This is a genomic window from Pseudomonas sp. GW460-12-10-14-TSB1 (assembly GCF_017349775.1).
Lineage (GTDB): Bacteria > Pseudomonadota > Gammaproteobacteria > Pseudomonadales > Pseudomonadaceae > Aquipseudomonas > Aquipseudomonas piscium.
The window spans coordinates 12,793-29,066 of sequence record NZ_JACNAC010000055.1 but is presented as its reverse complement, the minus strand read 5'-3'; the positions used below and the strand labels follow the sequence as shown (position 1 = coordinate 29,066).

14 protein-coding genes are annotated in these 16,274 nt (G+C 61.9%); 7 read left to right on the top strand and 7 right to left on the bottom strand.

Features of this window, described 5'->3' with window-relative positions:
* Positions 1-199 precede the first annotated feature (199 nt).
* The 4 genes from J4D52_RS24860 to J4D52_RS24845 form a co-directional block, all read right to left on the bottom strand.
* Positions 200-2,032, bottom strand: coding sequence for an ABC transporter ATP-binding protein (locus J4D52_RS24860; RefSeq protein WP_063428912.1), 1,833 nt, complete (start codon positions 2,030-2,032; stop codon positions 200-202).
* Positions 2,033-2,171: 139 nt separating this feature from the next.
* The gene (locus tag J4D52_RS24855) at positions 2,172-2,735 is read right to left on the bottom strand and encodes a peptidylprolyl isomerase A (RefSeq protein WP_007920626.1); all 564 of its coding nucleotides are present in this window, start codon (positions 2,733-2,735) and stop codon (positions 2,172-2,174) included.
* 3 nt (positions 2,736-2,738) lie between these two features.
* Positions 2,739-3,542 (bottom strand): alpha/beta fold hydrolase, encoded by an 804-nt coding sequence (locus J4D52_RS24850; protein WP_102676195.1) that lies wholly within the window; start codon positions 3,540-3,542, stop codon positions 2,739-2,741.
* Positions 3,543-3,585: 43 nt separating this feature from the next.
* Positions 3,586-4,509: a LysR family transcriptional regulator gene (locus J4D52_RS24845; RefSeq protein WP_025805103.1), complete on the bottom strand. Its 924-nt coding sequence runs from the start codon at positions 4,507-4,509 to the stop codon at positions 3,586-3,588.
* A 49-nt stretch (positions 4,510-4,558) separates the two neighbouring features.
* Here J4D52_RS24845 and J4D52_RS24840 point away from each other — a divergent pair, with 49 nt between their 5' ends.
* The 3 genes from J4D52_RS24840 to J4D52_RS24830 all read left to right on the top strand — a co-directional run bounded on the left by J4D52_RS24840 (position 4,559) and on the right by J4D52_RS24830 (position 6,809).
* Positions 4,559-4,873: a hypothetical protein gene (locus tag J4D52_RS24840; RefSeq protein ID WP_025805104.1), complete on the top strand. Its 315-nt coding sequence runs from the start codon at positions 4,559-4,561 to the stop codon at positions 4,871-4,873.
* A gap of 149 nt (positions 4,874-5,022) precedes the next feature.
* On the top strand, positions 5,023-5,622 hold the full coding sequence (locus tag J4D52_RS24835; protein ID WP_025805106.1) for an FMN-dependent NADH-azoreductase: 600 nt from the start codon (positions 5,023-5,025) through the stop codon (positions 5,620-5,622).
* 323 nt (positions 5,623-5,945) lie between these two features.
* Complete coding sequence (locus J4D52_RS24830; protein ID WP_025805107.1) at positions 5,946-6,809, top strand: carboxylate/amino acid/amine transporter; 864 nt, start codon at positions 5,946-5,948, stop codon at positions 6,807-6,809.
* A gap of 151 nt (positions 6,810-6,960) precedes the next feature.
* Here J4D52_RS24830 and J4D52_RS24825 read toward each other — a convergent pair whose 3' ends face one another.
* Positions 6,961-8,259, bottom strand: coding sequence for a mechanosensitive ion channel family protein (locus tag J4D52_RS24825; protein WP_102676196.1), 1,299 nt, complete (start codon positions 8,257-8,259; stop codon positions 6,961-6,963).
* Between the two features lie 193 nt (positions 8,260-8,452).
* Here J4D52_RS24825 and J4D52_RS24820 point away from each other — a divergent pair, with 193 nt between their 5' ends.
* The 4 genes from J4D52_RS24820 to J4D52_RS24805 all read left to right on the top strand — a co-directional run bounded on the left by J4D52_RS24820 (position 8,453) and on the right by J4D52_RS24805 (position 14,377).
* Positions 8,453-9,790 (top strand): DEAD/DEAH box helicase, encoded by a 1,338-nt coding sequence (locus J4D52_RS24820; protein WP_025805109.1) that lies wholly within the window; start codon positions 8,453-8,455, stop codon positions 9,788-9,790.
* Between the two features lie 681 nt (positions 9,791-10,471).
* The gene (locus tag J4D52_RS24815) at positions 10,472-11,599 is read left to right on the top strand and encodes a merozoite surface protein 3b (RefSeq protein ID WP_102676197.1); all 1,128 of its coding nucleotides are present in this window, start codon (positions 10,472-10,474) and stop codon (positions 11,597-11,599) included.
* Position 11,600: 1 nt separating this feature from the next.
* The gene (locus J4D52_RS24810) at positions 11,601-13,022 is read left to right on the top strand and encodes a DUF6384 family protein (protein ID WP_178085837.1); all 1,422 of its coding nucleotides are present in this window, start codon (positions 11,601-11,603) and stop codon (positions 13,020-13,022) included.
* On the top strand, positions 13,022-14,377 hold the full coding sequence (locus J4D52_RS24805; protein WP_102676198.1) for a hypothetical protein: 1,356 nt from the start codon (positions 13,022-13,024) through the stop codon (positions 14,375-14,377). Before J4D52_RS24810 ends, J4D52_RS24805 begins: the two co-directional genes overlap by 1 nt.
* Positions 14,378-14,444: 67 nt before the next feature.
* On the opposite strand, the gene J4D52_RS24800 is transcribed toward J4D52_RS24805, so the two are convergent.
* Both J4D52_RS24800 and J4D52_RS24795 read right to left on the bottom strand, forming a co-directional pair.
* On the bottom strand, positions 14,445-15,392 hold the full coding sequence (locus J4D52_RS24800) for a GyrI-like domain-containing protein (RefSeq protein WP_102676199.1): 948 nt from the start codon (positions 15,390-15,392) through the stop codon (positions 14,445-14,447).
* Positions 15,393-15,523: 131 nt separating this feature from the next.
* The gene (locus J4D52_RS24795) at positions 15,524-16,261 is read right to left on the bottom strand and encodes a thioredoxin family protein (RefSeq protein ID WP_102676200.1); all 738 of its coding nucleotides are present in this window, start codon (positions 16,259-16,261) and stop codon (positions 15,524-15,526) included.
* Positions 16,262-16,274 lie beyond the last annotated feature (13 nt).

Genomic DNA, 16,274 nt, shown 5'->3' with positions numbered 1-16,274 from the left:
CCGTGCAGCCTGGCTACAGGCCCTGCTCCAGAACCTAGGGTCTGAGTACAGCAGGCTTTTTTTACAATTCCAGTTCAGGTCGCCTGTAGCCGCTGCCGAGCTTGCGAGGCAGCGGCTACAGGAATGTGGTGGGGTGTGGAGATGTAAAAAACGCCAGGGTCCGGGAGGACGCTGGCGTTTTTGGCGGGTTTTCGGCGGTTCAGTCGATACCGACAAACCCTCCGGTCTGGTGCTGCCACAGGCGCGCGTACAGGCCACCCTGGGCCAGCAGCTCGGCGTGGGTGCCGGTCTCGGCGATGCGGCCTTTTTCCAGGACCACCAGGCGGTCCATGCGGGCGATGGTCGAGAGCCGGTGGGCGATGGCGATCACGGTCTTGCCCTGCATCAGGGTCTCCAGGCTTTCCTGGATCGCCGCCTCGACTTCCGAGTCCAGGGCCGAGGTGGCCTCGTCCATGATCAGGATCGGCGCATCCTTGAGCAGCACCCGGGCAATGGCGATGCGCTGGCGCTGGCCGCCGGAGAGTTTCACCCCGCGCTCGCCGACATGGGCATCGAAGCCGGTACGGCCCTGGGCGTCGGAGAGCAACGGGATGAACTCGTCGGCGCGGGCCTTGCGCACCGCTTCCCAGAGTTCCTCGTCGGTGGCGTCGGGCTTGCCGTACAGCAGGTTGTCGCGGATCGAACGGTGCAGCAGCGAGGTGTCCTGGGTGATCATGCCGATCCGTTCGCGCAGGCTTTCTTGGGTCACCTCGGCGATGTTCTGGTTGTCGACCAGGATGCGTCCGCTCTCCAGGTCATAGAGTCGCAGCAACAGGTTGACCAGGGTCGACTTGCCGGCGCCGGACGGGCCGATCAGGCCGATCTTCTCCCCCGGCTTGATGATCAGGTTGAGGTCGCTGATGACCCCGGTCTTTTTCCCGTAGTGGAAGTCCACATGCTCGAAACGCACCTCGCCGCTGGCCACCGCCAGGCGCGGCGCCTGTTCGCGGTCGCTGACGCTGATGGGCTGGGCGATGGTCTGCAGGCCGTCCTGGACCATGCCGATGTTCTCGAAGATGCCGTTGACCACCCACATGATCCAGCCAGACATGTTGACGATGCGGATCACCAGGCCGGTGGCCAGGGCGATGGCGCCGACCGAGATCAGCGACTGGGTCCACAGCCACAGGGCCAGGCCCGTGGTGGAGACGATCAGCAGGCCGTTCATGGCGGTGATCACCACGTCCATGCTGGTGATGACACGACCGGCCAGTTGGCTTTTCTCGGTCTGCTCGCCGATGGCTTCGCGGGCGTAGTTCTGCTCGAAGTGGGTGTGGGCGAACAGCTTGAGGGTGGTGATGTTGGTGTAGCCGTCGACGATCCTGCCGACCAGCTTGGAGTTGGCGTCCGAGGAGATCACCGAGCGCTCCTTGACCCGCGGCACGAAGTACCAGAGCGCGCCGATGTAGCTGGCGATCCAGATCAGCAGCGGGATCATCAGGTGCCAGTCGGCCTCGGCGAACAGCACCAGGGAGCTGACCGCATAGATCAGCACGTGCCACAGCGCGTCCACTGCCTGCACCGCCGAGTCGCGCAGCGAGTTGCCGGTCTGCATGATGCGCTGGGCGATGCGCCCGGCGAAGTCGTTCTGGAAGAAGTTCAGGCTCTGCTTGAGCACATAGCTGTGGTTCTGCCAGCGAATCAGGCTGGTCATGCCCGGGCTGATGGTCTGGTGCACCAGCAGGTCGTGCAGGGCGACGAACAACGGGCGGAAGATCAACGCGACCACCGCCATCCAGGCCAGTTCGAGGCCGTGGGTCTTGAAGATCTCGACATTGGGCGTGCCCTGGGCCAGGTCGATGATCGTGCTCAGGTAGCTGAACAGCGACACCTCGATCAACGCCACGAACAGGCCGACCACCAGCAGGGCGACGAAGCTCGGCCAGACTTGCTTGATGTAATAGAGGTAGAAGGGCAGTACGCGGTTGGGGGGAGCGGCAGTGGGAGCGTCGCGGAAAATATCGATCAGCTGTTCAAAACGACGATAGAGCATGGGATCTGACGCCCGCGTGGCGGGCTCTCCTTATCAGTAAGCAGGCGCAGCGCTGTGTCAGCGCTGCGCCGGGACTCCCGGCGAAGCCTTGGGCTCTGTACGAAAAGTCGGCGAGCGTAGCCACTTTCCGCACAGGGCCTTAGTCGATGCGCTTGGCCGACTTGATCAGCACGGGGTCGATCGGCACGTTCTGCATGCCTTGTTTGGTGGTGGTCTGCGAGTTGACGATCTGGTCGACCACGTCCATGCCGCTCACCACTTTGGCGAACACTGCGTAACCGGCATCGCGGCCCGGATCGAGGAAGGCGTTGTCGGCGACGTTGATGAAGAACTGGCTGGTGGCCGAATTCGGGTTCGAGGTGCGGGCCATGGACAGGGTGCCACGTACGTTATGCAGGCCGTTGCTGGCTTCGTTCTTGATCGGGTCGCGGGTTTCCTTCTGCACCATCTGCGGGGTGAAGCCGCCGCCCTGGACCATGAAGCCCGGGATCACCCGGTGAAAGATGGTGTTGGTGTAGAAGCCGCTGTCGACGTAGTCGAGGAAGTTCTTGCTGGAGATCGGGGCCTTGACCGGGTCCAGTTCGACTTCGATCTTGCCGAAGCTGGTGTCCAGCAGGACGTGAGGCGCCTTGGCCGGTTGGGCGGCCATCAGGTTGGCAGCGAACAGAACGGAGCCGGCGACGAGGGCGATTTTTTTCAGCATGGGTCAGTGATCCTGGGTGGTGGTGTCGACTGCGGTTAAAAACTCGAGCAGGGTTTGGTTGAAGCGTTGCGGCTGGTCCAGCGGGGTGGCGTGACGCGAATCGGCGATCACCACCAGGCGCCCGTCGGGCAGCAGTTTCACATAACTTTCTTTCAGGGCGACCGGGGTGTAGTCACGGTCGGCGCTGATGACCAGGGTTGGACAGGCGACTTGCGAAAGTCGTTCCTGAACCCCCCAGCCAACGATGGCATCGAAGCTTGCGAGATAAGCACGTTTGTCGTTTTTTGCCCAGCGCTCGGCCATCTTTTGCCGCAGCTCGCCCTGCTCCGGCTTGGGGAACAGTTTGCCGCCCAGGGCGATGCCGATGGCTTCGAGGCTGAGCAGGCGCATCAGGCTCCAGCGCTTGAACCACTGCCAGGCGTCGTTGGCGCTGCGGATCTTTACCTCGGGCGCGCTGTTGACGATGCACAGGCTTTTCAGCAGCCCGGGCTGATCCACTGCGAACTGGAAGGCGATCATGCCACCCATGGACAGGCCCGCCAGATGCACCCGCGAAAGGTTCAGGTGCTCCAGCAGGGCGACCAGGTCGGCACTGAAACCGGCGATGCTGTAGCGCTCACGGGGCTTGTCGGAGCGACCATGGCCGCGCACGTCGGGCAGGATCAGGCGGTAATGGGCGGACAGCTCGGCGATCTGCTTTTCCCAGTCCAGGGTGCTGGAGCCAAGCCCGTGAACCAGCACCAGCGGTTCGCCATGACCGTATTCCTCATAGTGCAGAGTGCATCCTTCGTGTTCGAAATAGGCCATGGCTGAATTCCTGTTCAGGCGCGTGGAGGGTTCAAGTGTGGGGTCAGGCTTGTTCCGGGGCGGCGAACGGCGCATCCAGCGGCGCGGTGTCGAAGGTGCGCAGCAGTTCGACGAGGATCTGCGTGGCCGGGCCCAGGGGTTTGTCCTTGTTCGAATACAGGTAGAAGGTCGGGTGCCGGCTGCCGCCCTGGTCCAACGGTAGCACCTTGAGCAGGCCCTCCCGGAGTTCGCGTTCGATCATATGGCGCGGCAGCCAGGCAAAGCCCAGGCCGCTGCCGACGAAGGTGGCGGCGGTGGCCAGGCTGCCGACAGTCCAGCGCTGTTCGGCGCCGAGCCAGCCGACGTCCCGCGGCTGCTGGCGACCGGAGTCGCGGATCACCACTTGCAGCTGGCTTTCCAGGTCCTGGAAATTCAGCTCGCGGTTCAGGCGGTGCAGGGCGTGTTCCGGGTGGGCCACGGCGACGAACTCCACCGAGCTCATTTCCGTGCCCAGGTAGCCGGAGATATTGAAGCCGCTGATGGCCAGGTCGGCCACGCCTTCGAGCAGCACCTCTTCGACCCCGGACAGCACTTCCTCGCGCAGGCGCACCCGGCAGCCACGGCTTTGCGGCATGAAGGCGGTCAGGGCGCGGACCAGGCGCGCGTTGGGGTAGGCGGCGTCCACCACCAGGCGCACTTCGGCTTCCCAGCCCTGTTCCATGTGGTGGGCCAGGTCTTCCAATTGGCTGGCCTGTTTCACCAGTTGCCGCGAGCGGCGCAGCAATACGCCGCCGGCCTCGGTGAGCACGGCCTTGCGCCCGTCGATACGCAGCAGCGGCACGCCCAGTTGGTCCTGCATGCGCGCCACAGTGTAGCTGACAGAAGATTGCGAACGGTGCAGCGCCTCGGCGGCCTGGGCGAAGCCGCCGTGGTCGACCACGGCCTGCAGCGTCCGCCATTGATCGAGGGTAACGCGGGGCGCTTTCATGATGAGCTCCTCTTGTCCTAAGCTGGCGCTCCTTATTGGAGACTGCCGAATGAGAAAAATCTGTTGTGTGTTGCTGGCCCTGCTGCCGCTCAGTGCGTTCGCCTATCCCATCGACGTGAAGAAACACCTCGAAGGCGTGAGCATCGACTACACCGCCTACGACACCGATGCCGACATCGGTTCGATCCAGGTGAACAACTACGGCACCACCGACGCCGCCTGCACGGTGGTCTTCCGCAACGGCCCGGAAGCCCCGCGCACGCGCAAGGTGGAAGTGGCGGCCGGCAAGTTCAAGAACGCCACGGCCAAGTTCAACCGCAGCATCATCAAGCTGCGCATCGACCTGACCTGTACCGCCAAGTAAGCGCAAAGCGGAGCAGGGTGCGCGACCTGCTCCGCTTATAAACGAATTTATTGATTGGTTATAGCAGTTATTTGCGCTTTTTCATCGATATGACTCTGTTTAATCTGCGCTCCATCGACCTACAGCATTCCCGATGGAGGCTACATCCCATGTCCCGCGTTCTGATCATCGAAAGCAGTGCCCGTCAGCAGGATTCCGTTTCCCGTCAGCTGACCCAGACCTTCATCAAGCAATGGCAAGCGGCCCACCCGGCCGACCAGATCACCGTGCGTGACCTGGCGGTAACCCCGGTGCCGCACCTGGACAGCAACCTGCTGGGCGGCTGGATGAAACCCGCCGGGCAGCGCAACGAGATCGAAGAGGCCTCGCTGCAGCGTTCCAACGAACTGACCGACGAACTGCTGGCCGCCGACGTGCTGGTGATGGCCGCGCCGATGTACAACTTCGCCATCCCGAGCACCCTCAAAGCCTGGCTGGACCACGTGCTGCGTGCCGGTGTGACCTTCAAGTACACCGAAACCGGTCCCCAGGGCCTGCTCAACGGCAAGCGTGCCTACGTGCTGACCGCCCGTGGCGGCATCTACGCCGGCAGTACCGCGGATCACCAGGAACCCTACCTGCGCCAGGTCATGGGCTTCATCGGGATCCACGACGTCGAGTTCATTCACGCCGAAGGCATGAACCTGGGCGGCGACTTCCAGGAGAAGGGCCTGAACCAGGCCAACGCCAAACTGGCCCAGGTCGCCTGATCCGTTAATCGCCAGATAATCGCGCAGTGGTCTAGTAGGCCCTGCGCTCCCCTTCAAGTTTGTTTTGCGCATCGAACCTCCCTTTGCACTTGTTGCTCCTGAGTGCTCCTGCCCGATTGAACGCTTTGCGAGATCGGGCTTTTTTTTGCCCGCGATTTATCACACCTCTGTAGGAGCGAGGCTTGCCCGCGATCCGCGTAGCGGCCTGATTTCGCGGTGCCTGTCAGATCGTTATCGCGAGCAAGCTTCGCTCCTACGGGGAAGGTGTTTCATTGTTCGTGGCAAAACCGCTATCGTCGCCGCCTCTTCAAGACGAGGCGAGCATGGGCTATCTACTTTTTGTCACGCTGATCCAGGCGTTTTCCTTCAGCCTGATCGGCGAATACCTGGCCGGGCATGTCGACAGTTATTTCGCGGTGCTGGTCCGGGTGCTGCTGGCCGGGCTGGTGTTCATCCCGCTGACCCGCTGGCGCCAGGTGGAGCCGGCGTTCATGCGCGGCATGCTGCTGATCGGCGCCTTGCAGTTCGGCGTGACCTACGTCTGCCTGTACCTGAGTTTCCGCGTGCTGACGGTGCCGGAGGTGCTGCTGTTCACCATCCTCACGCCGCTGCATGTGACCCTGATCGAGGACGCGCTGAACCGACGCTTCAACCCCTGGGGCCTGCTGGCGGCGCTGGTGGCGGTGGCCGGGGCGGCGGTGATCCGCTACGACCGCATCAGCCCGGATTTCTTCATGGGCTTCTTGCTGCTGCAACTGGCCAACTTCACCTATGCCGCCGGGCAGGTGTTGTACAAGCACCTGGTGGCGCGCCATCCGAGCGACCTGCCGCATTACCGGCGTTTCGGCTACTTCTACCTGGGGGCGCTGGCGGTGGTGTTGCCGGCCTTCCTGCTGTTCGGCAAGCCGGACTTCCTGCCCGAAGCGCCGTTGCAATGGGCGGTGCTGCTGTTTCTCGGGCTGGTGTCCACCGCACTGGGGCTGTACTGGTGGAACAAGGGCGCCTGCCTGGTCACTGGCGCGACCCTGGCGGTGATGAACAACCTGCATGTGCCGGTGGGGCTGCTGATCAACCTGTTGATCTGGAACCAGCATGAAGAGCTGGGGCGCCTGTTCCTGGGGGCTTTGGTGATTCTGGCGGCGGTGTGGATCAGCCGTCGCGGCACGAAACCCGCCGCTGCCCTGTAGGAGCGGCCGGTCGACGCTCGATTGCCCGCGATAGTGATCTGACAGACACCGCGGGGTCAGGCCGTTGCGCGGATCGCGAGCAAGCTTCGCTCCTACAGATTGAGCAGATAGAGGGGGTGATCGCCCCGGGGATGGGGCGATCGGGCGAGGATTACAGCGCGTGCTTTTCCGCCTCGGGGATATGGCTGGCACCCAGCACCGCCGGCAGCAGGCCGGCACGCAGGTCGTTGCCGCTCGGCTGCTGATACAGGCTCAGGCCGAACTCCGGCATCACCGCCAGCAGGTAATCGAAGATATCGCCCTGGATGCGCTCGTAGTCGGTCCACGCCGTGGTGCGGGTGAAACAGTAGATTTCCAGCGGAATGCCCTGGGCGGTGGTCTGCATCTGGCGGACCATGCAGGTCATGTTCGGCTGGATGTCCGGATGGCTCTTGAGGTACGCCAGGGCATAGGCGCGGAAGGTCCCCAGGTTGGTCATGCGGCGGCGGTTGGCCGACATGGCGGCGACATTGCCCTGGGCTTCGTTCCAGCTCTTGAGCTCGGCCTGCTTGCGACTGATGTAGTCGGTGAGCAGGTGGACCTTGCCCAGGCGCGCCTCTTCCTCATCGTTGATGAAGCGCACGCCGCTGGCGTCGATGTACAGGCTGCGCTTGATCCGCCGGCCGCCGGACTGCTGCATGCCGCGCCAGTTCTTGAACGACTCGGACATCAGGCGCCAGGTAGGGATCGAGACGATGGTCTTGTCGAAGTTCTGCACCTTGACCGTGTGCAGGGTGATATCGACCACATCGCCGTCGGCGCCGACCTGGGGCATTTCGATCCAGTCGCCGACCCGCAGCATGTCGTTGCTGGTCAGCTGCACACTGGCGACGAACGACAGCAGGGTGTCCTTGTAGACCAACAGGATCACCGCCGACATGGCGCCCAGGCCGGACAACAGCAGCAGCGGCGAGCGGTCGATCAGGGTGGCGACGATGATGATCGCGCCGAACACGAACAGCACCATCTTCGCCAGCTGCACGTAACCCTTGATCGAACGGGTGCGCGCGTGTTCGGTACGGGCGTAGATGTCCAGCAGGGCGTTGAGCAGGGCGCTGATGGCCAGCACCTGGAACAGGATGGTGAAGGCCAGGGCCAGGTTGCCGAGGAACACCAGGCTGGTCTTGCTCAGCTCCGGCACCAGGTGCAGGCCGAACTGGACCACCAGCGACGGGGTCATCTGCGCCAGGCGATGGAACACCTTGTTCTGGCGCAGATCGTTGAGCCAGTGCAGGGATGGCTGGCGGCCAAGCAGCTTGACCGCGTGCAGGATGAGGTAGCGCGCCACTCGTCCGACAAGCAGCGCCACCACCAGCAACACCACCAGGGCCAGGCTGGAATGCAGGAGCGGGTGCTCATCGAGCGCCCCCCAGAGGTCTTGAACGTTGAGCCAGAGCTGTTTGAAATCCATGGGGTCAGAAGCTTCCTCTATGAGACGAGACGGATCGATTAGAACATTTAAGCCGTTGAAAGTTACCGTTGAGGACAAACCAGCTAACAAAAAACCAGCTGTTTGCTGCTCTTTGCATAAAGAAACTCGGCCTTCGCGCCCGAAACCGTTACCCTATGCAGCTGTTTTTTTGCATATCTTCGAGGTAGCACCCGTGTTTTCCCAATTCGCCCTGCACGAACGCCTGCTCAAAGCCGTGGCCGAGCTTAAATTTGTCGAGCCAACGCCTGTGCAGGCAGCGGCCATTCCGCTCGCGCTCCAAGGGCGTGACCTGCGGGTGACGGCACAGACCGGCAGCGGCAAGACCGCCGCTTTCGTCCTGCCGATCCTCAATCGCCTGATCGGCCCGGCGAAGATCCGCGTCAGCATCAAGACCCTGATCCTGCTGCCTACCCGCGAACTGGCGCAGCAGACCCTGAAGGAAGTCGAACGCTTCTCGCAGTTCACCTTCATCAAGGCCGGCCTGATCACCGGCGGCGAAGACTTCAAGGTCCAGGCCGCCATGCTGCGCAAGGTGCCGGACATCCTGATCGGCACCCCGGGTCGCCTGATCGAGCAACTGAACGCCGGCAACCTCGATTTGAAAGAAGTGGAAGTGCTGGTCCTCGACGAAGCCGACCGCATGCTCGACATGGGCTTTGCCGACGACGTGCAGCGCCTGGTGGACGAGTGCCCGAACCGTCAGCAGACCATGCTGTTCTCCGCCACCACCGGTGGCTCGGGCCTGCGCGAGATGGTCGCCAAAGTCCTGAACAACCCTGAGCACCTGCAGCTCAACGCGGTCAGCCAACTGAACGACACCACCCGTCAGCAGATCATCACCGCCGACCACAACCAGCACAAAGAGCAGATCGTCAACTGGCTGCTGGCCAACGAGACCTACCAGAAGGCCATCGTCTTCACCAACACCCGCGCCATGGCCGACCGTATCTACGGCCGCCTGGTGGCCCAGGAGTACAAGGCGTTCGTCCTGCACGGTGAGAAAGACCAGAAGGACCGCAAGCTGGCCATCGACCGCCTGAAGCAGGGCGGGGTGAAAATCCTCGTCGCCACCGACGTCGCCGCTCGCGGCCTGGACGTCGACGGCCTGGACCTGGTGATCAACTTCGACATGCCACGCAGCGGCGACGAATACGTGCACCGCATCGGCCGTACCGGCCGTGCCGGCAACGACGGCCTGGCCATCTCGCTGATCTGCCACGGCGACTGGAACCTGATGTCGAGCATCGAGCGCTACCTCAAGCAGAACTTCGAGCGCCGCACCATCAAGGAAGTCAAAGGCACCTACGGCGGGCCGAAGAAGGTCAAGGCCTCCGGCAAGGCCGCGGGCGTGAAGAAGAAAAAGACCGATGCCAAGGGCGACAAGAAAAAAGCCGCGGCCAAGGCCCCGACCAAACGCAAGACCGCCAACCGGCCGAAAAGCGATGCCCTGGTCAGCCAGGACGGCATGGCGCCGCTCAAGCGCCGCAAGCCAGCACCAGCTGCCGAATAAGCCGTAGCGCGATACAAGAAGCCCGGACCCTGTCCGGGCTTTTTATTGGCCGGCGATCAGTTGTCGGCTTTCTTCTCGGCCGCGCCAAGCTCCTTCAGGCGCTGGTCGATCGACTGGCACTTGTCCGGCAGATCCTTGCTGGCCGTGCTCAGGTCCATCTTCTGCAACTCGTCGTTGATCTCTTTGGCCTTGGCCGGGTTTTGCTTGGTGAGCTTGGCCCTTGGAACTTTGTCGCGGCCGTCAGTATTCGCGGAAACCCTGGCTCCGTATTCAAGGAGGAGATCTCTTCTGGAGGGGGGAGGTGATTTCGGGAATAACGCCTGGTTTGACGCTTGCTTGTTTCGAACGAAGACGTGGGAAAGACCAAGTCAGCCATTGGCAAAATCGACAGCCCGGGCAAGAACTTTCAGTCTCGGGCTCTGTTACTATTTCGCGCGCACGTCAGTTCGGCAGGGCTTTGGGGCAGCTGTTTCCAGAGGTTCCGATGGCGGCCTGTCCCTCGTAACGCCCTGTGCGAAGCGTGCGCGCGCATCACTTGGATTTCTAGAAGGCATCGCCCCTTGCGGTGCTTTCAACGCTTCATTCTGTATCCGATTCCGAGGGGTGGAAGCCCCTTCGCCTATTCACCTGTCAAAGGATGATGGAGCTTTTGAACCAAGGCTCCACACTGGGAATACGCTCATGAACTACCTCGAACGCTCCATGTCCGCCCTCCGCTCGGTCGGTATCAACTTTCCCACCCAGGATGCACCCGTGCTGGCGTTGCTGGACAAGGTGTCGGTGTATGACGCCAACCGGGTGACCAATATCGCCGCCACCCTGCAACAGTCCACGGTCTTTAATGCCTCGGTGCGCGACAAGCTGCAGAGCATGGATATCAGTACCCGGTATGCCGACATCGCCGCCAGCTTCGATTCGATCCAGGCCGACGCGCAGCAGATGATGGAGTGGATGGCCGACGGCAAGCTGCAATTCTCCGAGCGCATCCAGCTGGCCTGGCTGAACATGCGCCGTGGGTCGATTCCGGATCGCTTCGAGGACATTCGCAAGAATTATCTGGCGGTGGCGAAGTCGGCCAATGAGCAGATCCAGTTGGAAACCCTGATCCTGGAGGCTTATCAGGACTATCGGCTGGCCATGAAGACGGCCGAGGTCGATGCCTGTGAGGTGCAGAAAGTGGCTCAGGCGCAGCTCGATGCCGGGCGTAAAACCCTGGCGGATGCCAGCGCGGCGCTTGAGGTGGCCGAGCTGGAGGCGGCCGAGCGGGTGAAGCTGGAGTTGGCGCGGGATGTGGCGCTGCGCAATCTGCAGGACGAGGACAAGCGTTACCAGATCATCACTGACATCGCCGATCAGCTGAAGGCGGCCTACAACGCGGCCGAGCTGGTGTTCGCGCGCTTGAGCCAGTACCACTCGGTGAAGGAGCGTCTGTACCAGCGCGCCGTAAGCTTTTTCGCCACCAATGAGATCGTGCTCACCGGTCTGGCGGCGGGCTTCACGTCCTCCGGCGGGCTGGCTGAAGTCACCAATACCCTTAATGCGATGAACGAGGGGATCAACTCCAGTCTCGAGGCTCAGGCCAAAGTGGGTGGAGAGCAGCTCAATGCCGCGCTGAAGGCGGGCTATGGTACGAACCTGAAGGTCAGCTCGGTCAAAGCGTTGGCCGAGGCCGTGGTGGAGTTCCAGGCCAGCAGCCTCAGCCTGATCCAGGAGTTGCGCAAAGAGTCTTCTGCGGCAGCCGCCGAGATCGAGTCGATCACCGAGGACAGCAAACGTCGCTTCAGCGCGCTCCTGCAAAAGGGGCTCTGAGGTGAGCCAGGTTTCCCTCACCGAACAGATGGGGGCCATGGCCCTCATCGACGAGCTGCGGCACAGCCAGGCCGAGGTGCAGAAACATCTGGACCTGCCCAAGCACCGGCAGTTGGTGGCTGAACGGATTCGTGAGTTCTATCGATCCAGGGGGATCGAGGTCGAGGATGCCCTGGTCGAGGAGGGCGTGCGTAATTTCTTTGCGGCCCGTTTTACCTACCAGCCCCTACGGATCGACCTCTTGTCGAGGCTGCTGGCTGAGCTTTACATCAGTCGGGGTAAATGGCGGAGACCCGCGATTATTGCTTTTATCCTGAGTGGGGTGGTGGCATTCGGCTTCTCTTTCTCCTCGAGTTTTTTTGACGGAATGAAGACAGGTCTTATCCGGAGCAAGGTCGAAAGGACCCAGGAGCTTGCACAAAGCCAGGCGGTACAGCTTGAGCAACTGCAAAAGCGCCTGTCTGTGCTTGAGGCCGATGTGTTTGCGGCGAATCTACCGGCGGCAGAGCGTATGTTCGAGCAGGCTCGAGAGCGGCTGAGTCAGGCTCGTGGCCTGCGGACCACTATCCCGTTGAAGGTCACCGCCGAGAGCCGGAAAAATGACCAGGTGCTGGTCGAACGGGCGAATCAGAACCTGCAGCGAGGCGCCGCTGATCTCCAGGCGGTTGAGGCTGGGTTGGGCGATGTGTCGCAGCTCCTGGCGGCTGACTCGAAATTGAGAGAACTGTTGGCCACAACCAGGTTCACCTCACTCGGCAATACCTATCCTGTGCTGGTGACCGCGGCCGCTAACGCGCGGGCCGCGTTGGATCATGCTGACACCCAAGGTGTGCCGGCGGCGCGTACAGCGGTCGATAAACTGGGCGCCCTGATCCCCCGCATCGACATGATCGGTCCCTATCTCACACGCTTGCAGGACGCACAGGATGCTGTCCGCGAGATGGGGCTGAGCCAAAAGGACTCGGCTCCGTTTCAACCTCTGTTGGCAGAGGTGAATGAGGCTGTCCTGGGGCTGGATACGGAGGCTGCCGAGCGCGCTCTTCAAGAGATTGAAAGGCTGAAGGCTTTTGCAGCAAAGCGCGTGAACTTTCATGTGGTCAGCAGTATGGGAAAGGACGCCATGATCGAACGTAATAGCGGCTCGGCCGGCAGCAAAGCCTGGTATTTCGTGAGCAAGGCAGTCGATGAACAAGGTGATGAGGTCCCGATGCCCTTTATCGATTTCAAGACCAGGGAACGAGTCTATGTCTCGGTTTTTGCCATCCGTGTCGATCAGGCCACCTATGAAAGGAACAAGGGTGAGCTGTCTCTGGTCGGCCTGATGTTTGACCAAGTGATGGGGAAAAAGGACGCCAACTCGCTGACTTACGAGTTGGCCGATGGACTCTTCAAAGGCAAACCTGAATTCCTCCTGGAGTGGTGATGACCCCGAGCAGCCTGATTTCATCCCTGGGTGAGAACTCACGGCGATATGAACATGAGCTGCGTGAGCTCCAGCTCGAGCTTTCCAGCGCGCACGAGCAGGAGTTGCGCCTGCAGCACAGTATCAGCAGTGCGTTTCAGCAGATCGCCAATTGCCATTTGACCGGTGGAGCCCAACTGACAAGTGAGGTTCTGGGCTTGTTGGAACAGCGCAGCCTGACCGAGAAGGAGCTGCGGGATCAATTGGCGGTTGCCGAAGCCAGTGTCGGGCGGCATCTGCAGGCAGCCAAGCAGATTGCCGAGGAGATCGAGGCCATTGTCCAGGGCCTGGATCGTCAATTGGAGGCGGATCCGCAGTATCAACAGCAAACGGCGGCGCTTGCCGAGGCGGTAGCGCTTTGTGATGGGGCGACGGCGTCATACAAGGAGCTACGTGAAGAATGCCGGAGCAAGCTTGAAGCGTTCCAGCGCGATCAACTGTACCTCTACCTGAAAGAGTGCGGATTCGGTACGGAGCGCTATTCACGCGGGGCGTTGTTGCATGAACTGGACCGCTGGATTGCGCGGTTGTGCAACTTCGCGCAAAACAGTGCGGCCGAGCAGACACTTCTGGCCATGCAGGAAGCCAATGAAGGAGCCCGCTGGCAGCATGAGGCGAATCGGGGTGTGCAGGAGGCCAACCTGGCGCAGCGTTATCAGGCCCTGTTGGCCGGCACCGATACCTCTGTGCTGCAGGCGCGGCTGGAGAAGCGCAACCGGGCTGTCGAGTTGGGCAAGGCCCAGGCCAATGCTATCCATGAACAGCTGGACAGGTATGCCAACCGTCGCGACGAGCACTTTACCCAGGCTTTCGAACTGCTGTCTCGGCAACTTGCACAGATGAGTCTTCCGGCCCTTGAGCAGTTGGCCGGGCAGACCACGACCCCTCAGGATGACGAGCTGGTGCAAAAGGTCCGTGAGGGGCGGGGTGAACTCGAAGAGCTGCAACGTCGAGTGTCCTTGCTGGATCTGAAGTACAAGGAGGCCGAGTTGGACTACCAGCGGGCCAAACAGCTCGAGCGCGATCTGCTGTCCGGCGACAAGATCAGCGTTGGTTCCACCTACTCTGAAGGTATGAATCTGGAAGCCTTGCTGCTCGGGTTCATGAAGGGCACCTTGTCCCTTTCCCAGGTGGAAAATGAAGTCAACAGCCATCGTCAGGCGACCACAGTGGTTTCCGGCTCGTGGAGCATTTCGAGCACCACCAGTTGGAGCAGCTCAAGCACTGGCATGTCCGGTAAATCCAGTTCCAGTGGTTCGTTCAGCGCAACCCGGTCGAGCAGTGGAGGGGAGTTCTCCACCAGCGACAGTCGTTAAACCAGGGCTGGGGAAAAAAAACGGGGCAGCCTTGGCTGCCCCGTGTCGTTTCTCCGCCCGTTACGGCTTACAACGCCTTCACCGGAATACAGATCTCACACTCCAGTTCCCCCGTCTTTATGTCGTATTTCGCCTCCACCGGATAACGCTCGAATGCTGGCCGTGCATCGAACTGCATGCCGCTTTTGGGCAGCCAGTCGCGGCACAGTTCGGTCCAGGCGTCGGCGATGTCGGGGCCTTTGCCATGGTAGTGGGCGACGGCGTAGAGGCCGCCGAGCAGGGTGGTGACGACGGCGGGGGCGTTGGCCTTGAAGTCGGCGGGGACTTCGACGCAGGCGTCGTAGCGGCATTTTTCGGGTGGGGTGACATAGGGATCGTCGTGGCCGATGCCATAACGCACGCGACCCAGCAGGCCGTTCTCGACCATCCAGGGGGCGACGCTGTCGCGCCAGAAGGTGCCGATGCCCGGCCCGTAGGGGCCGATATAGCGCAGGTAGGCGACGCGGACCGGCGGCAGTTCCTTGAGGGTGACGTTCATCGTGAGCTCCTTCAGGTGAATGAAGGCGTCAGGATCGTCGAAGGCTGGGATGTGTGTCTGATCAGGATTGCTCAATTCTCGCAGGCGCCGTTCGCGGACGTCGTTGAGGCGGCGGTGCCAGCGCTTGGGTTCGGTGCTGCGCCAGGTGCTCGGGGTGACCGAGAAATGCTGCTTGAACGCCCGGGAGAACGCTTCGCCGGAGCTGAAGCCGACCTCCAGCGCCACTTCCAGAATGCTCAATTCCGGATGGCTGGCCAGCTGATAGGCGGCACAGGCCAGGCGCCGTCGACGCAGGTAGTCGCCCAGGGTTTCGCCGACCCAGGCGGTGAACAGGCGATGGAAGTGAAAGGGCGAAAAATGCGCGACCTGCGCGAGTTCGGCCAGCTCCAGCGGCTGGTCCAGGTGTTGGTCGATATGCTCCAGCACCCGGTTCATGCGTTGGGTGTATTCGTGGAGGCTGTGGTAGGCAGGGCTCATGGAGCCAAGTTTAGCCGGGGGCGAGACGGCGGGTTTGCGTCGGCCGGTTTTTTTGTCGTGACAGGACGGACGAGATCGCGAGCAAGCTCGCTCCTGCAGGGGCGGGCTTGTTCGCGATCGCGGTCTAACGCTCAGGAGCCGCCATGGCAGCAACTGGCGGCCGGTTTGTCGTCATAACGATCATGGTGCCTGACCCAATCCATGATCTGTTCTTCGTTGCGCCCCTTGGGTGTCAGGTCCAGGTAGTTGTAGGCCCCCACCAGCAGGTCCAGGCCGCGGGCGTAGGTGGAGTAGGTGTGGAAGATCTCGCCGTCTTCATTGCGGTAGAACACGCTGAGGCCGGGCAGCTCTTCTTCGGCGCCGTCGGTCTTTTCGTAGTTGTAGGTGGCGGTGCCGGCGGCGACCTCGTCGGCCCGGGCGCAGACCCCGAAGTCGTAGTTGAAATCACAGCCGACGGACGAGACCCAGTCGAACTTCCAGCCCATGCGCCGCTTGAACGCCTGGAATTCGGCGAAGGGCGCGTGGGACACCGCCACCAGCGCGATGTCGTGGTGGGCCAGGTGCTGGTTGGCGCCGTCGATGTGATCGCTGAGGAAGGAGCAGCCCGGGCAACCTTCGTCCCAGCCTTCGGCGAACATGAAGTGGTAGACCACCAGCTGGCTGCGACCGCCGAACAGGTCGGCCAGGCTCAGTTCGCCGTGGGGGCCCTGGAAGCGGTAGGGTTTGTCGATTTTTACCCAGGGCAGGGCACGACGCTCGGCGCTGAGCTGGTCGCGTTGGCGGGTAAAGGCCTTTTCGTGGATGAGGTGCTGCTTGCGGGCCTGTATCCATTGTTCCCGGGATACGACCGGATGATCGTTGAGGTGCATGATGTCTTCTCCT